Annotated in this window: 12 protein-coding genes; 9 read left to right on the forward strand and 3 right to left on the reverse strand. The window is 41.3% G+C overall.

Annotated features, from left to right (window positions below; all coding sequences use genetic code 11):
- Positions 1–22 precede the first annotated feature (22 nt).
- From CTN07_RS03625 to kdsB, 5 genes are all read left to right on the forward strand, one after another.
- Positions 23–2,335, forward strand: coding sequence for a DNA internalization-related competence protein ComEC/Rec2 (locus CTN07_RS03625; RefSeq protein ID WP_036763645.1), 2,313 nt, complete (start codon positions 23–25; stop codon positions 2,333–2,335).
- Positions 2,336–2,478: 143 nt separating this feature from the next.
- A complete protein-coding gene (gene msbA, locus CTN07_RS03630; protein ID WP_036763648.1) occupies positions 2,479–4,236 on the forward strand; it encodes a lipid A ABC transporter ATP-binding protein/permease MsbA in 1,758 nt (585 codons plus the stop codon).
- Entirely contained in the window at positions 4,236–5,270 is a 1,035-nt protein-coding gene (gene lpxK, locus CTN07_RS03635; RefSeq protein WP_005298844.1) for a tetraacyldisaccharide 4'-kinase, read from the forward strand. Before msbA ends, lpxK begins: the two co-directional genes overlap by 1 nt.
- Positions 5,251–5,430, forward strand: a complete 180-nt coding sequence (locus CTN07_RS03640; protein WP_005298846.1) for a Trm112 family protein — start codon at positions 5,251–5,253, stop codon at positions 5,428–5,430. Before lpxK ends, CTN07_RS03640 begins: the two co-directional genes overlap by 20 nt.
- A 1-nt stretch (position 5,431) precedes the next feature.
- Positions 5,432–6,178 (forward strand): 3-deoxy-manno-octulosonate cytidylyltransferase, encoded by a 747-nt coding sequence (gene kdsB, locus CTN07_RS03645; RefSeq protein ID WP_005298848.1) that lies wholly within the window; start codon positions 5,432–5,434, stop codon positions 6,176–6,178.
- A gap of 100 nt (positions 6,179–6,278) precedes the next feature.
- Here kdsB and hpf read toward each other — a convergent pair whose 3' ends face one another.
- The 3 genes from hpf to elyC all read right to left on the reverse strand — a co-directional run bounded on the left by hpf (position 6,279) and on the right by elyC (position 9,542).
- Complete coding sequence (gene hpf, locus CTN07_RS03650) at positions 6,279–6,644, reverse strand: ribosome hibernation-promoting factor, HPF/YfiA family (RefSeq protein ID WP_036763653.1); 366 nt, start codon at positions 6,642–6,644, stop codon at positions 6,279–6,281.
- Between the two features lie 337 nt (positions 6,645–6,981).
- Positions 6,982–8,376: an L-cystine transporter gene (locus CTN07_RS03655; protein ID WP_005298851.1), complete on the reverse strand. Its 1,395-nt coding sequence runs from the start codon at positions 8,374–8,376 to the stop codon at positions 6,982–6,984.
- A 329-nt stretch (positions 8,377–8,705) separates the two neighbouring features.
- Positions 8,706–9,542, reverse strand: coding sequence for an envelope biogenesis factor ElyC (gene elyC, locus CTN07_RS03660; protein ID WP_005298852.1), 837 nt, complete (start codon positions 9,540–9,542; stop codon positions 8,706–8,708).
- A 122-nt stretch (positions 9,543–9,664) separates the two neighbouring features.
- On the opposite strand from elyC, the gene cmoM reads away from it, so the two are divergent.
- Genes cmoM through mukB form a run of 4 tightly spaced genes read left to right on the forward strand, consistent with a single transcriptional unit; the run spans position 9,665 to position 16,993 of the window.
- Positions 9,665–10,462, forward strand: a complete 798-nt coding sequence (gene cmoM / locus CTN07_RS03665; RefSeq protein ID WP_005298854.1) for a tRNA uridine 5-oxyacetic acid(34) methyltransferase CmoM — start codon at positions 9,665–9,667, stop codon at positions 10,460–10,462.
- An 18-nt stretch (positions 10,463–10,480) separates the two neighbouring features.
- Positions 10,481–11,803: a chromosome partition protein MukF gene (gene mukF / locus CTN07_RS03670; RefSeq protein ID WP_005298855.1), complete on the forward strand. Its 1,323-nt coding sequence runs from the start codon at positions 10,481–10,483 to the stop codon at positions 11,801–11,803.
- On the forward strand, positions 11,784–12,533 hold the full coding sequence (gene mukE, locus CTN07_RS03675; protein WP_005298858.1) for a chromosome partition protein MukE: 750 nt from the start codon (positions 11,784–11,786) through the stop codon (positions 12,531–12,533). Before mukF ends, mukE begins: the two co-directional genes overlap by 20 nt.
- Positions 12,533–16,993, forward strand: a complete 4,461-nt coding sequence (gene mukB / locus CTN07_RS03680) for a chromosome partition protein MukB (RefSeq protein WP_036763656.1) — start codon at positions 12,533–12,535, stop codon at positions 16,991–16,993. The genes mukE and mukB overlap by 1 nt, the downstream gene beginning before the upstream one ends.
- Positions 16,994–17,039 lie beyond the last annotated feature (46 nt).

Below are 17,039 nucleotides of genomic sequence, written 5' to 3' on the forward strand. Positions count from 1 at the left end.
TTCTTGTCTTAAGTCACGACCGATGTTTTTATTTTGTACTGCAGTCGTGTTTGGTATTTTGTCGCTACATATATGGGATGTATTACCCAATATGCAGTGGCTTATTTTGGTGTCCTTCGTAACAACGAGTATTGCGCTTATCTTTCGTTATTATTGGCTACTATGGTTTACATTAAGTGCATCATGGGCACTTTTATATGCTCATCAATATATGAATGAGCTAGAAAGTATTCCACAAAAACGCAGTCATCATACCATAGAAGTTAGAGTAAATTCGCTGATAAATCGTAACATTTCGTCAGATTCTATAGAGGTCTCCCCAACAATAAATACGCTGTCATCTTATGTTTTACCCTCTACTTTTAAGCTTAGTTGGGATCAATCATCTTGGGTAAAGCAAGGGCAAAAATGGCAGATTCCCGTTCAGTTTTCCCGTCCTTATGGCATGCTAAATGAAGCTGGTTTTGATAGTGAAGTACACGCCGTAGGTAAGGGGATTACCCGTAAAGGCCGAGTAATTTATCAAGCCGACAATCTCCCCATGATGCTAGATTCTTCAGTTACTTATCGTCAGCAGTTCTTCGATTATATTTCATCCTATCTGGTAGACCTAAAGCATCATGCTTATCTATACGCTCTGACTTTTGGTTATCGAAATGGATTAACGGCAGATGACTGGTTGATATTACGTGATAGTGGTTTAGCTCATTTGATGGCCATCTCTGGGTTACATATAGGGCTCGCTATGTTGTGGGGATGGGGGATTGGATGGTTCCTCCGTTCACTTTTGCCACAAAATCAGAAATTTCTTTGGCTACCTTTAACCTGTGGTTTTAGTTTTGCTCTTGCTTATGCCTGGCTCGCCGGTTTCTCCTTACCAACTCAACGAGCTTTATTGATGTGTTTGATTGCTGGGGGGCTGCTGTATGCAAGGCGAACGTGGCTTAGTTGGCAGATTTTTTTAGTGACATTAACGTTATGTTTAGTGTGGAATCCGTTATCGAGTTACGCCTCAGGCTTTTGGCTCTCTTTCTCGGCTGTTTGGATTTTGTTTGCCTCCAGAGTATTTTCAGGGAAATCATTATCATCACCCAAAACGGCTCGTCACTCGAAGTTTAGTCACAAAGCTAAATCTAATGCAGTGGAATTAGTAAAACTGCAATTTGTGTTACTTATCTTTATGCTACCGCTACAGTGGCACTGGTTTGGTGGTATGTCTATTTGGGCACCTATTATCAATTTCATCGCAGTCCCATGGGTGAGTATGGTAACGGTTCCTCTACTGTTTTTGGCTATATTAACATCATGGTGGTTGCCAGCTTCTCTACTGATATGGCAACTTGCTGATTGGTCGCTGTTGCCTGTTCTTTATATAGCATCATGGGCCAAAGGTGGATGGTGGTTATTTTCAGAGAATACTTATTGGATTTTATGTGGCGCTATTGTGTGGGGGATAAGTTTGTACCTTTTACCTCTTCGCCAATTTATCGGTGGGCACATATCAATTTTTGTTCTTTTATGTCTTTTTTATTGGAATTTGAATAATCGTTCACCAGCTATGGGGTGGAAAGTTCATATGTTGGATGTTGGGCATGGACTTGCGATATTAATCGAAAAAAATCAACAAGCGTGGTTATACGATACAGGAAGCCAGTGGAAAGACAGCAGTATTGCTCGAAGAGTGATTGCCCCTGTATTAGCAAAAAAGGGGATAGGGCAATTGGATGGTTTTATTATTAGCCATAGTGATAATGATCATGCAGGAGGAACCGATCATATTGTTGCAGATTTTAATCCTGTTAAGCGCCGCTCCAGTGATAACCGGTCTGGTTTTTCTGTTTGTAAACAAGGCGAAAGTTGGTTGTGGCAAGGATTAAAATTTGAAGTCCTATGGCCGCCAGTTATCAGGGATTACGCATCTAACCCCTATTCTTGTGTGATTAGTATTCGAGAATCTGGACGAAAACTCAGTCAAACTCAAATATTACTAACTGGTGATATTGACGATGTGGTGGAGTTACTTTTGGCTAAAGCTTATCCTCAACTAACAACGGAAGTACTTGTTGTTCCGCATCATGGTAGTGCGACCTCATCAACCTATACTTGGTTAGATAAATTACAACCCTCTTACGCATTGGCTTCAATAAATCTCTATAACCCTTGGCGGTTACCTTCTCAACGCATCAAAGAACGGTATGAGCAACGAAATATTGTTTGGCTTACCACTGCAAATGAAGGGCAAATTAGTGTTCAGTTTGTGGATAATCAAATTAAGTTACAGCGTTACCGTCAGGATGTGGCGACCGAGTGGTTTCGCTGGCAACGAGATAAATAGCTAGTAACCCGAGTTTTAAACCTAGATTGTCTAGACATTGACCTGTCCTACCTATATCTCCCTGATAGAGAAGAACACATTTTGTTATACAGTCATTTAGAGGGTAGAATAGAGGTAATTGTCTTATTGAAATATGGGTTTCCATGACAAATATTACAGAGAAATCTACTGTCGATACGTATAAACGACTGTGGCCATACATCAGTGTTTATAAGCTTGGATTAACAGTAGCTGTTGTTGCCTTAATTATTAATGCGCTAGGCGACACTCTTATGTTATCAATGATCAAACCTCTTCTTGATGAGAGCTTTGGTGGATTTGATAAGCTTGACACCGATTTTCTTACCATGATGCCAATTTATCTTATTGGTTTAATGATCGTACGTGGCTTAAGTGGTTTTGTCTCTACGTACTGCTTATCTTGGGTATCGGGTAACGTTGTGATGAACTTACGTCGTCGTTTGTTTAATCATTTTATGAAGATGCCTGTTTTTTTCTTCGATCAAGAAGCTTCCGGTGCGTTGTTGTCTCGTATTACGTACGATTCAGAACAAGTTGCTTCCGCCACCAGTAGCGCTTTGGTTAGCATGGTGCGTGAAGGTGCCTCGATTATTGGTTTGATGGCGCTAATGTTCTGGAACAGTTGGCAGCTTTCCGCCATTCTTTTGGTTATTGCACCTGTGGTTGCGATCAGTATTCGTATTGTTTCGAAGCGTTTCCGTAAAATTTCTCGCAATATGCAAGATGCAATGGGATCGGTTACCTCTTCAGCAGAACAAATGCTTAAAGGTCACAAAGTTGTACTGAGTTATGGTGGCCAAGAAGTAGAGAGGCAGCGTTTTGATCAGGTGAGTAACTTGATGCGTCGCCAAACAATGAAATTGGTTTCTGCTCAAGCGATTGCGAACCCAGTAATTCAGCTTATTGCTTCGTTAGCTCTTGTTGTTGTTTTAGTACTTGCAAACTCAGAGTCATTACGTGCCGAATTAACCCCAGGTACTTTTGCTGTGGTATTTGGTGCTATGTTTGGTTTGATGCGCCCGCTAAAAGCACTGACTAACGTGACCTCTCAGTTCCAACGTGGTATGGCTGCTTGCCATACGCTGTTTGAACTTATGGATTTAGAAACTGAGAAAGATAATGGTACACATCAAGTTGATACTGTTCGTGGTGATGTTTCAGTTAAGAATGTGACCTTTACTTATCCAACAAAAGATACACCAGCACTGCGCAATGTGAGTTTTGAGCTTCCCGCCGGTAAGACTATCGCACTGGTTGGTCGTTCTGGTTCTGGTAAGAGTACCATTGCTAACTTAATGACGCGTTTTTACGATATTGATAGTGGCGAAATCCAATTAGACGGTATTAATATTTGTGATTACGAACTGTTTAATTTACGTGAACATGTAGCCGTTGTTTCTCAAAATGTGCATCTGTTTAATGATACGATTGCCAATAACATCGCTTATGCAAGTGGTGATAAGTACAGCCGAGAAGATATTGAACGAGCAGCAACTCTTGCCCATGCCATGGACTTTGTTAAAGATATGGATAATGGGTTAGATACGGTTATCGGTGAAAATGGCGTTAGCCTATCTGGCGGTCAACGTCAACGTATTGCCATTGCTCGTGCATTATTACGTAATGCTCCAATTCTTATTCTTGATGAGGCGACATCAGCCCTTGATACGGAATCAGAGCGTGCTATTCAAGCAGCATTGGATGAATTGCAAAAAGATCGTACCGCATTAGTTATTGCCCACCGATTATCAACTATCGAGAAAGCAGATCAGATCTTAGTGGTTGATGAAGGTGAAATTATTGAACGCGGTACTCATGATGAGCTCATTGCTCTTGATGGTGCTTACGCTCAACTTCATCGCATTCAATTTGGTGAGTAATGGCAAACTTAATTGAAAAGCTTTGGTTTCAGCATCCTCCTAAAGGGGGGATGCTGTTTCTTTATGGGGTAACTTGGCCTATTTTCTTCCCGTTAAGTAAGCTGTTTGGTTACATAGCAAAAAAACGCAGGGAAGAGTACCGCTCGGGTAAAAAACAAGCTTATCGAGCTCCAGTACCTGTTGTGGTTGTCGGTAATATTACCGCAGGTGGTAATGGTAAAACGCCAGTAGTGGTTTGGCTGGTGGAACAACTACAAGCTCGCGGTTACAAACCAGGCGTTGTATCACGAGGTTACGGAGGTAAAGCACCGTATTATCCTTATTTGGTAAACAGTGATACTCCTGCATCGATTGTAGGTGATGAGCCTGTTTTGATTCAGCGTCGAACTCAAGCGCCTGTTGCAGTTGCTCCCAAAAGAGCTGAAGCAGTAAAACTATTGATAGAGCAAGGTGTTGATATCATTATTACGGATGACGGTCTACAGCACTATGCGTTAGAGCGTGATCTCGAATTGGTTGTTATTGATGGCCAACGTCGATTTGGTAATGAACAACTGATCCCTTTAGGTCCGCTTCGTGAACCGTGTTTGCGTCTTAATGAAGTCGATTTCTTAATTTGTAATGGTGGTAAGCCTCAGGCTAACGAAGCCGCTATGAGCTTAAAGCCGGCGCCATTAATCAATATGAAGACAGGATTGCGATGTGATGTTTCGCAATTGTCTGACGTGGTTGCAATGGCTGGAATTGGTCATCCACCACGATTTTTTAATACATTATCTGCGTTGGGGGTCACCCCAATTAAGTGCCAGCCATTTGCTGATCATCAAGCCATGGTTGAAGATGAATTAGTACAACTTGCCCAACACGGGCAGCACCTAGTAATGACTGAAAAAGACGCGGTGAAATGCCACGGATTTGCTCGAGACAATTGGTGGTATCTGCCTGTAGATGCCGAGATTGATTCGGAACATGCGACAGCCATTATTAATCAGATCATTGAGGTAAAGGAAAAGTATGGATCACCGTCTGCTTGAAATTGTAGCTTGTCCAGTTTGTAACGGAAAACTGAACTACGATAAAGATAAGAATGAACTGGTTTGTAAATTTGATCGCTTAGCGTATCCCATTAGTGATGGAATTCCGGTATTACTTGAACCAGAAGCTCGCACATTAAGCCCTGAAGAGGTGAACTAATATGTCGTTCACGGTTATTATTCCAGCGCGATACCAGTCTACTCGCTTACCTGGTAAACCTTTAGCTGATATTGGTGGTAAGCCGATGGTTCAGTGGGTTTACGAGCAAGCTTGTAAGTCAGGGGCTGATAAAGTGATTGTGGCAACAGATGATCAGCGTGTTTTTGATGCTGTTCAAGCCTTTGGCGGTGAAGTGTGTATGACCCGTAGCGATCATCAGTCAGGTACTGAGCGTTTAGCTGAAGTGGTCGAGAAATACAACTTAGCTGATGATCATATTGTCGTTAATGTTCAAGGTGATGAACCGTTAATTCCTGATACGATCATTCGCCAAGTTGCAGATAATTTAGCTCATAAAAATGCACCAATGGCGACGTTAGCGGTTGAAATTGATCATGAAGATGAAGTCTTTAATCCAAATGCTGTGAAAGTCGTAACGGATAAAGACGGTTATGCGATGTACTTTAGTCGCGCTTCCATTCCTTGGGATCGTGATCACTTCGCTCAACAACCAGCTCAGATTCATCATAATTTACTGCGTCATATTGGTATTTACGCATATCGTGCAGGCTTTATTAATACCTATATTAATTGGCAGCCAACTGCTTTAGAACAAATTGAAGCATTAGAGCAGTTACGTGTTCTTTGGTATGGCGAAAAAATTCATGTTGATGTCGCAATTGATGCTCCGCCAGCTGGAGTCGATACGCCTGAAGATTTAGAAAAAGTTCGTGCATTAATTAGCTAACAGTTTAATTATTTAGAACAATAAAAAACCGAGTGAGATTATTAATTTCACTCGGTTTTTTTGACTGCGACAGATTTATTTCCAACAATAAATCAGAAAATTACTTATCTGCTACGGCTTCTTGTTCTAACTCATCAGCAATCAGTTTTGCTTTTTGTTTTTCAGCATGATCTGCCATATGAGACATAGGCTTCTCTTTATTTTTAATTAGCTGACGTTCAAGACGAGCAAATGCTTCATTTAATGCTTCAATTAATTCTTTACTATCAGCAGATGCATCAATTTGACCTAGATTTGAACGAGTAGCAATTTCAACATGAAAGTTCTTTTCTGGTTCAAGTTTCATGAAAACATCTTTGCTATGAAAATTAATACTAAATTTATCAAGTTTCATAAATGCTTTGTGAATATGCTCTTCAAGATAATCAGGAAGTTCAAAGTTACGTGCTGTAATTTTAATAGTCATTTTACTCACCATCTCTTATTTATTCTCTATGGTATGTGCTATTTAAGATGAACTTGTTTGAGATGACTTTATGTGATCTAAATCATAAAATTAAATTGTAACTAATTTGTTGATAAATAAGGTTTCTTGCTCTATTTGTAAGCGAATTTAATATTTACTTAATCATGATTCTCAATATTGATATAAAAAACATAGAAATCAGATGATGTTTGTATTCGTTAAGTTTGATTTATGTATTTATTTTGTATTACTCAATTTTAGTAATCAATGATCTCAAATTATAAAAAAACCGCTATAAGTGGATATAGCGGTTTGATTTATTAATCTGATGTGATTGTTATGCTAGATGGGTTGGCGACGAATCAGTCTCTTCATCTTGTTGAAATACCTTCTCATCATATTGGCCTAATAATCGAGAGGTAATTGTTCCTGCTGTCATTGAGCCACTTACATTAATTGCGGTACGTCCCATATCAATTAAAGGCTCAATTGAAATTAATAGACCAGCTAAGGCAACAGGCATATTAAGTGTTGATAATACAATCAGAGCCGCAAATGTTGCACCACCACCAACACCTGCAATACCAAATGAACTCACGGTGACTACGGCAATAAGCGTTAGCATAAAGCTAGGGTCGAGAGGATTAATACCTACTGTAGGTGCAATCATTACCGCTAACATTGCAGGGTAAAGGCCCGCACAACCATTTTGGCCCATTGTTGCACCAAACGATGCTGAAAAGTTCGCTACACCATCACTATTGCCCAATTGTTTTACTTGCGTCTCAATATTTAGAGGAATGGTTCCTGCGCTAGAACGAGACGTGAAAGCAAATGTTAGTACAGGAAGTATCTTCTTAATATAACGAATTGGGTTTACACCAACAGAGCTAACCAAGACGAGGTGCATAACCAAAATTAACGCTAACCCCACATAAGATGCAGCAACAAAGCTAATTAAGTTTAAGATATCGTGATAGTTAGAGCCTGCAACAACTTTACTCATAAGAGCCAAAACACCATATGGCGTTAAGTTCAGAACCATACGAACTAGAGCACGAACTACTTCTTGTACAACATGAATAAATTTCTCAAAACTTGCACCCAGTTCTGGTTGAGTACGGATAACCGTTAAACCAGCAACGCCGATAAAGGCTGAGAAAATAACAACGGCGATAGTTGATGTTGGACGAGCACCTGCTAAATCAGCAAATGGATTACTCGGGAAGAAAGAGATCACCATATCAGCAAAAGATAAGCTTTCAACAGATGTTAGACGTGTTTGTAGAGCTTCACCACGAGCGATCTCACGAGCACCTTGAACAATACTATCAGCAGATAAGCCAAATAAATGAGTAACTAAAATACCGATTAATGCTGATGCTGCTGTTGTTGCTAACAAAATACCAATAGAAAGACCTGAAATTTTACCTAAAGATCCTGAGTCTTTCACTTTGATGATAGCGCCAATAATCGAAACCATGATGAGTGGCATAATGATCATTTTTAGTAAGCTAACGTAGCCTGCACCCACAATATTAACGTAGTTAAGGGTTTGGTTAATCGCTTCTGAACCGCTACCGTAAACAAATTGTAAACAAGCACCGAAGATAACACCCAAACCTAAACTGATAAATACACGACGAGACAGTGTTTTTTCAGCTCGTTGTTGTTGGTATAGCAGCGCAATGAGAAGCGCAAAAATAATTAAGTTTACGATGGGATAGATCATAGTGCCGACCTTAGTATTTTGTGTCTGAATTTAGGCATCCTACTTCAGAAATGTTGGCGATTATCTTGATTCTGAGTGGGAATTTTCTCTGTAATTTGTATGCATCATAAGAGGGGGATCACAAAAAACGGTAGTCTTTTTAATACTTTTAGATATAAGAAAAAGCTATTCCATATATCTAAAAGTTATTAAAAACAGGTGGGAAGAAAATATTTCTCTTTGTCTTTCTCAAAACAGAAAAAGTAGTAATTATAAAAAAGCCAATATGGAAAATACGCATATTGGCTTTACATTATTGCAACATCAGTTTTGCTGCGGTGGGCGCTTAATTATTGAGCGGTTTTGCTGTCTTGTTCGAGATCGTGAACATCAGATACAGCGGATTGTGGTTTTTCAACGTGCTCTTGAACTAAGGCATCACGAAGACGCTGCCAAATTTGTCCCATTCGTTCATGCCAGTATCGTTCCGACTGTTCTAAATATTTAGAGCTTGGTGCATAGCGGACCCATGGTTGCTCAATTTTATTACTGGCCAAAAAGTTTGTTGGTGCTGGGATTGGGTTTAACCCAGCTTGATGGAATTCGTATAAGGCGCGTGACATATGGCTAGCTGATGTTACTAACACCAGATTCTTATCACCGACAACAGAGGCCGCTTGAAACGCCTCTTCCCACGTATCCTTGGCCGTTTCGAGTAGTAATATGTCCGCTTTATTAACATCTAATGCTAAGGCAACTTTTGCCATCATACGAGCATGACTAATATCTGAACCGCCGCCATAACCCGATAAAATGAGTTTTGAGCCAGGATACATACGATAAATACGAATACCTTCAACTAAACGCATTAATGCAGCGCGCGATAATTGCGAAGTAATAGGAAACGCATTGTCAATAACATGACCTGCACCTAACACCATAACGTAGTTAACTGGCGTAGAATGCGGTATAAAGGGAGCATTCTGCTTCTCTAAGGGACGCAGTAAACTGGTGGATATTGGCTGAAAGGAGAGCAGTAAAATTCCTAACAGTGACGCAGTAATAAATCCTCCAGCGAGCCCCTTACGACGGGTAAACCAAAGTAGATATAAGCCAATAAAGCCGATTATAAGTAGGGCTGGTAGTGGCATTAATAGTGTGGAAAGCAATTTTTTGAGTTCAAACATGAAAGAGTAGTCCGAAAATTCAGCAATTGAGCTTTAAATAGCATCACAAGCCTTTATTCCTTGAGCGCTTGTGAGAAAATAAAAGACATTTTTTATAATCGCTATCATAACGTAAAGCAGACGTGATCAAAGACCGAAATTTTGATGATTTAGCGCAAAAATTTGCGAAAAATATATATGGGACTGCCAAAGGCGAAATTCGACAAACCGTCGTTTGGCAGGATATTGAACAGATCTTAGCAGAGCTTAAGAGCGAAACGCCACTACAAGTGTTGGATGCTGGAGGTGGTTTAGGTCAGTTGTCGCAGCGCATCGCCGAGTTGGGTCATCATGTTACTTTATGTGATCTTTCTAGCGAAATGCTGAATTTAGCCGAGCAAGAAATTGCTAAAAATGGTTTGCTTGAGCAATATCGTTTAGTTCATTGTCCAGTACAAGAGGTTGGACAATTTATAGAGCAACCTGTTGATCTGATTCTTTTTCATGCAGTAATGGAGTGGTTAGTTGATCCAATTAGCGCTTTGAGCGGTTTATTGGAACAAATCAAGCCTGGCGGTGTCATTTCAGTCATGTTTTATAACTACCATGGGTTACTGTTTAAGAACCTTATCTGTGGCAATTTAACGCATATCGAAGAAGGTATGCCGCATCGTAAGCGATTTAAGCTTCAGCCACAAAAAGGGATCAGACCAGAGGAAGTTTATCAATGCCTTGAAGATGCTGGTTTAGAAATTATGGGGAAAACGGGTGTTCGTACTTTCCATGATTATATGCAAAAGCATCGTTTAGGTGATTATACATTTGAACAAGTTCTTGATATGGAACAGAAACTGTGTCGTCAAGAACCGTATTTATCTCTAGGTCGTTATATACATGTCTATGCGCGTAAGCCTAGCGATAACGATTTAGTGGAAGCATAACAGCAATAAGGACAACGGATGAGTGAAGTTACCCAGACCGTTCCTGAGTTGGTACATTGGGTTAAGCAAAATGAATTTGCGATTAACCTCCCAACTGAGCGGCTGGCGTTCTTGTTGGCGATTGCTGTCTTAAGCGGTGATCGCTTCGATGAAGAACTAGGGGAAGGAGAACTGATCGATGCATTCCGCATAGTTAGTGATCTATTTGGACAAACCAAAGAAACTCTAGCCTTTCGTGCCAATAACGCCATAAATGAGCTGGTGCGTCAGCGTTTAATTTCGCGCTTTACCAGTGAAATCACCGATGGAGCAAGCATATATCGCTTAAGTCCATTGGCATTGGGTATTACTGATTATTATGTTCGTCAGCGTGAATATTCGACCTTGAAACTGTCTATTCAGTTAGCCATGGTTGCTGATGAAATTAATAAAGCAGCAAAATCAGCCCAAGAAGATGGTGATATCAAACATTGGCGTCAAAATGTCTATGCCGTGTTGAAATTCTCAGTTGCTGAAATTTTTGACCGTATTGATTTAAATCAGCGCACCATGGATGAGCATCAGCAGCAAGTGAAACTCGATATTGCTGAGCTATTGAATAAAGACTGGCGTGCGGCAATTTCAAGTTGTGAAACGTTACTTGATGAGACATCAGAAACGCTTCGTGAACTTCAAGATACGTTGCAAGCGGCGGGAGATCAGCTCCAGACTCAATTGTTAATCATTCAAGAATCGACTCAAGGTCGTGAAGAACTGGATTTTGTTGATGGGATGATTTTTATCCTACAAATGAAACTGGATCGAATTATTAGCTGGGGTCAGCAAGCGATTGATCTCTGGATTGGCTATGACCGTCATGTGCACAAATTTATTCGTACCGCGATTGATATGGATAAAAACCGTGCCTTTAGTCAGCGCCTACGCCAATCTGTGACGGACTATTTTGATAATCCATGGCTACTTACTTACGCCGATGCAGATCGCCTTGTCGATATGCGAGATGAGGCTTTGATACTGCGTGATGATGAAGTCACAGGTATTGTCCCTGGTGAGTTAGAGTTTGAAGAACTGGATCTGGTTAATGATGAATTAGCTGATCGTGTTGCTGAAATGCTCAGTGCGCACAAAGCAACGGGTGCTCCAATTAATTTAAGTGCGCTACTTAAAGACTACTTAACACAGCATCCGCTAGCTTATCATTTTGATCTTGCACGCATTGTTATCGATCAGGCGGTACGAATGGGTTATTCAGAAGATGATTTCAATGCCATTCAGCCAGATTGGGAAGCCATTAATGACTACGGAGCCAAGGTACAAGCCAATGTCATCAACAAATATTGAAGAATTTATGCCTGAAAAGTTGGCAAAAGCAATTGCTAACCCACTTTTCCCTGCACTAGATAATGCGCTTCGCTCTGGTCGACATATTTCAAGTGAAGATCTGGATAATCACGCATATCTTATTGAGTTTGAAACAGAACTTTCAATGTTCTATAAGCGATATAATGCTGAACTTGTCCGTGCACCGGAAGGGTTCTTATATCTACGTCCACGTTCAACATCATTGATTGGTCGTTCAGTTTTGTCTGAAATTGATATGTTGGTGGGTAAAGTACTGTGTTTCTTGTATCTGAGCCCAGAGCGCTTAGCTCACGAAGGTATTTTTACGAACCAAGAGCTGTTTGATGAATTAGTCTCATTGGCTGATGAACAAAAGCTAATGAAGCTGGTAACAAACCGCGCAACAGGTTCAGATCTTGATCGTGAAAAACTGTACGACAAAGTAAAAACATCTCTTCGTCGACTACGTCGTATCGGTATGTTGATTCCTATTGGCGAAAACGGCAAGTTCCGTATCAGTGAAGCGGTATTCCGTTTTGGTGCTGATGTACGTACTGGTGATGATATCCGTGAAGCGCAATTACGTCTAATTCGTGATGGCGAAGCGGTTGTCCATCAACAAGAGCCAAGCCAGTCAAGTTTACTGGATGATCAAGATATGACAGATGAGGCTGATAACGGTCAGCAGCAACTCGATATGTCGACTGAGGAGCAGGAGAGTAACATTTAATGGAACGCGGTAAGTACAAATCGCTCACCATGGTCAACTGGAACGGCTTCTTTGCGCGTACTTTTGATATCGATAATTTGGTGACAACACTTTCTGGTGGTAATGGTGCGGGTAAGTCTACGACTATGGCGGCCTTTATTACCTCTTTGATCCCCGATCAAAGTTTACTTCATTTCCGAAATACAACCGAAGCGGGCAGTGCAACAGCCTCTCGCGATAAAGGTTTGCACGGTAAGTTAAAGCCAGGTGCCTGTTATTCGGCATTGGATGTCGTAAACTCAAAAAATCAACGTTTGATCTTTGCCGTTAAGCTACAGCAAGTTGCTGGACGTGATAAGAAAGTTGATATTAAGCCGTTCTTAATTCAAGGCTTACCATCACATATCAAACCAACTGAAGTCTTGATTGAAACGGTTTCTGAGAACCAAGCACGTGTTCGCCAGATCAATGAAGTGAAAGACAAAGTTGCTGAGTTTGAAGGTGTTCAGTTTAAAACATTTAATTCAGTAACCGACTATCATGCGCAGATGTTTGAATTGGGTGTTCTACCTAAGAAACTGCGCAATAGCCAAGATCGCTCTAAGTTCTATCGCTTAATTGAAGCCTCATTATATGGTGGTATTTCAAGTGCGATCACTCGTTCATTGCGTGATTATCTGTTGCCTCATAACTCAGGTGTTAAGAAAGCGTTCCAAGATATGGAAGCAGCATTGCGTGAAAACCGCATGACACTTGAAGCAATTAAGATCACTCAAAGCGACCGTGATTTATTTAAGCATTTGATCACAGAAGCAACAAATTATGTTGCAGCTGATTATATGCGCCATGCTAATGAGCGTCAGAAAAAATTAGAAACCACATTAAATCTTCGTCGTGAAATGATGGGTTCTCGTCAAACGCTAATCGATCAACAGACAACACTGAACAATATGAGCTCAGAGTTGGGTGAGTTGAGCGATAATGAGCAAGCTCTTGAGCAAGATTATCAAGCAGCGTCGGATCATTTGCAGTTAGTGCAAACAGCCGTACGTCAACAAGAGAAAATTGAACGTTACCGTGAAGATTTAGAAGAGCTAAATGAGCGTCTTGAAGAGCAAGTTATGGTGGTGGAAGAAGCCGCTGAACAACTTGCTATGGCAGAAGAACAAGCTCAGCTAACAGAAGAAGAAGTTGATAGCTTAAAAACTCAGCTTGCAGATTATCAACAAGCTCTTGATATGCAGCAAACTCGTGCTTTGCAATATCAACAAGCGATTCAGGCGTTAGAGAAAGCGCGTGATTTATCAGGTGATCATCAATTATTACCTGATCAAGCACCACCATATCTGCAACAACTAACGCAAGAACAAGATAAGCAGACAACAGCATTACTTGCGCTTAAACATAAACTGGATATGTCATCTGCGGCAGCACAACAGTTTGATAAAGGTTTGGCGATTGTTACCACGATTGCTGGTGCAGTTGAGCGAACTAATGCCGGTGTTAAAGCTCGTGAGTTGTTAGCAAAAGCCCGTGAGTTACGCTCAGTAGTGGAACGTGGTGAACAGCTAAAATCACAATATCGTGATCTTGAACGTAGTGTTCGTAATCAACAGCAAGCGACAGAACAAGCTCAAGCTTACCAAAAGAAATTCATGGTTGTGCTGGATGGTGAAATGGCGCTGGCTCAAGAACAAGAGCGTCATGAAGCGACACTTAAGAGTCTAGAGCAAGATCAAGCTGCATTGGTTGAGCAACGTAATGAATTGCGCCATCAAGAACAGCAGCTGTCGGCAAAAATTACCGAATTAGAAGCGAAGGCTCCTGCATGGATTGCCGCGTCTGATGCATTAGAAAGACTTGCAGAGCAGTCAGAAGCAGAACTTGATAGCAGCCAGGCTGTTATGGAAGCGATGCAAAAAACGCTAGATTCAGAGCGCACAGCAAGCAGCAATCGTGATCAACTGGCTGCACGTAAACAGCAACTTGATAACGATATTGAGCGTTTAGCCCAGCCTGGCGGTAGCGATGATTCACGTTTACGTGCACTTGCAGATACGTTAGGCGGTACTATGCTGTCTGAAATCTATGACGATATCACTATTGATGATGCGCCATATTTCAGTGCGATGTACGGTCCGGCTCGTCACGCGATTGTTGTTCCAGATCTACAAGGTATTAAAGATAAGCTGATTGCTCTTGATGACTGTCCAGATGATCTTTATATCATTGAAGGTGATGCTGATGCCTTTGACGATAGTGGCTTTGATGTAGATGAGTTAGAAGATGCTGTTTGTGTTCATCTTAACGATCGTCAACTGCGTTATTCTCGTTTCCCTAAAGTACCATTATTTGGTCGAGCGGCGCGTGAGCAGCGTTTAGAGACACTACGTGAAGAGCGTGATCAGGTTGTTGAAGATCATGCTAAAGCGTCATTTGATTCACAAAAACTTCAGCGTTTGTACCAGAGCTTCAATAGCTTTGTAGCAACACATATGGCGGTTGCATTCTTACCAGATCCTGAAGTTGAGTTAAAATCTGCGCGTGAGCAACGCAATCAAGCTACACGTCAACTTGCAGATTCTCAAGCTCAAGAGCAGCAACAGCGTTCACAATTGGCTGCTGCTCGCGAAGGTTTAGCGTTACTCGGTAAATTGTCCCCTGTGGCTAATTTATTAGAAGACGACACCATTAAGCCTCGTTTTGCAGAGGTTGAGCAGCAACTTTCTCAGATGGATGAAGCCTTTATCTATCTAGAGCGTCACGGCAAATCTTTATCTGAGCTGGAAAACCTAGTCTCGGCATTAGATGCTGACCCTGAGCAGTTTGATGCACTTCAAGCCAGTTATGCTCAAGCCGATCAGAAGTTACAAGATCTAAAAGCATTGATCTTTGCTATTGCAGATTTAGCTGAACGTCGTCACTACTTTAGCTATGCCGATTCTGTTGATCTTCTGAACAAGAGCTCTGAGCTAAATGAACAGCTAAAACTGAAGCTTGCTGCTGCTGAAAAAGAGCGTAACCGTAACCGCGAAAGCTTAAAACAGACGCGTTCTCAGATGAACCAATATAATCAACTATTGGCATCATTAAAGAGTTCGCATCAAGCTAAACTGGAAACCGTGCAAGAGTTTGAACGTGAACTGCATGAGTTAGGTGTTCGTGCGGATGTGGAAGCTGAAGAACGTGCACGTATTCGCCGTGATGAGCTTAATGAACGACTACACAGTTCTCGTAACCGTCGCAGTCAGCTTGAGAAATCCATCACCTCGATTGAACTTGAAATGAAGTCTTTGGCTAAGCGTTTACGCAAAGTGGGTAAAGACTATCAAGACGTACGTAAGTTAGTCGTTCAAGCGAAAGCGGGATGGTGTTCTGTTCTACGTCTAGCGCGTGAAAGTGATGTTCAACGCCGTCTGCATCGTCGTGAAATGGCTTATATGTCAGCTGATGAGCTGCGTTCACTATCCGATAAAGCGTTAGGTGCACTACGTCTTGCTGTTTCTGATAATGAAGAGTTGCGAGATGCACTGCGAGCGTCAGAAGATGTTTCTCGTCCAGAGCGTAAAGTTCTATTCTATATCGCTGTTTATCAACATCTGCGTGAGCGTATTCGTCACGATATTATTCGTACCGATGATCCGGTTGAAGCGATTGAAGAGATGGAAGTGGAACTGGCGCGTTTAACCGATGAGTTAACAGCCCGTGAACAGCGTCTAGCGATCAGTTCTGACTCTGTTGCTAATATTATTCGTAAGACGATTCAACGTGAACAAAATCGTATTCGTATGCTAAACCAAGGCCTACAGAATATTTACTTTGGTCAGGTTAATGGCGTTCGCTTGAATGTGAAAGTACGTGAAACACACGAAGCACTTCTTGCGGGTCTATGTGAACAAAAAGATCAACACAATGATCTGTTTGGAAATCAGCGTTTGTCGTTCTCAGAAGCGATGGCAAAACTGTTCCAGCGTTTAAATCCACATATCGATACAGGACAGCGTTCACCTCAAACATTAGGTGAAGAGCTACTTGATTACCGTAACTACCTTGAGCTTAGCATTGAGGTTAATCGTGGTACTGATGGTTGGCTACAAGCAGAATCTGGTGCGCTATCAACGGGTGAAGCCATTGGTACGGGTCAGGCAATTCTATTGATGGTTGTTCAAAGCTGGGAAGAAGAGTCTCGTCGCTTACGTGGTAAGGATATTATTCCTTGTCGACTACTGTTCTTGGATGAGGCTGCGCGATTGGATGGTAAGTCTATTGCGACCTTGTTTGAACTGTGTGAGCGTCTTGATATGCAGTTATTGATCGCGGCACCTGAAAATATCAGTCCAGAGAAGGGTACAACCTACAAGCTGGTTCGTAAGATCTTTAAAGATCGCGAGCACGTGCATGTTGTTGGTTTACGTGGCTTTGGTAATGAACCTAAGAGTCAAGATAAGGTTCAAACATTACTTGATTTAGATCCGGCATAACCTAAGGTTTTATCGTTTTTAAATTAATAAGTTAAATAATAAAAGG

This window comes from Photobacterium damselae (assembly GCF_003026815.1).
Taxonomy (GTDB): domain Bacteria; phylum Pseudomonadota; class Gammaproteobacteria; order Enterobacterales; family Vibrionaceae; genus Photobacterium; species Photobacterium damselae.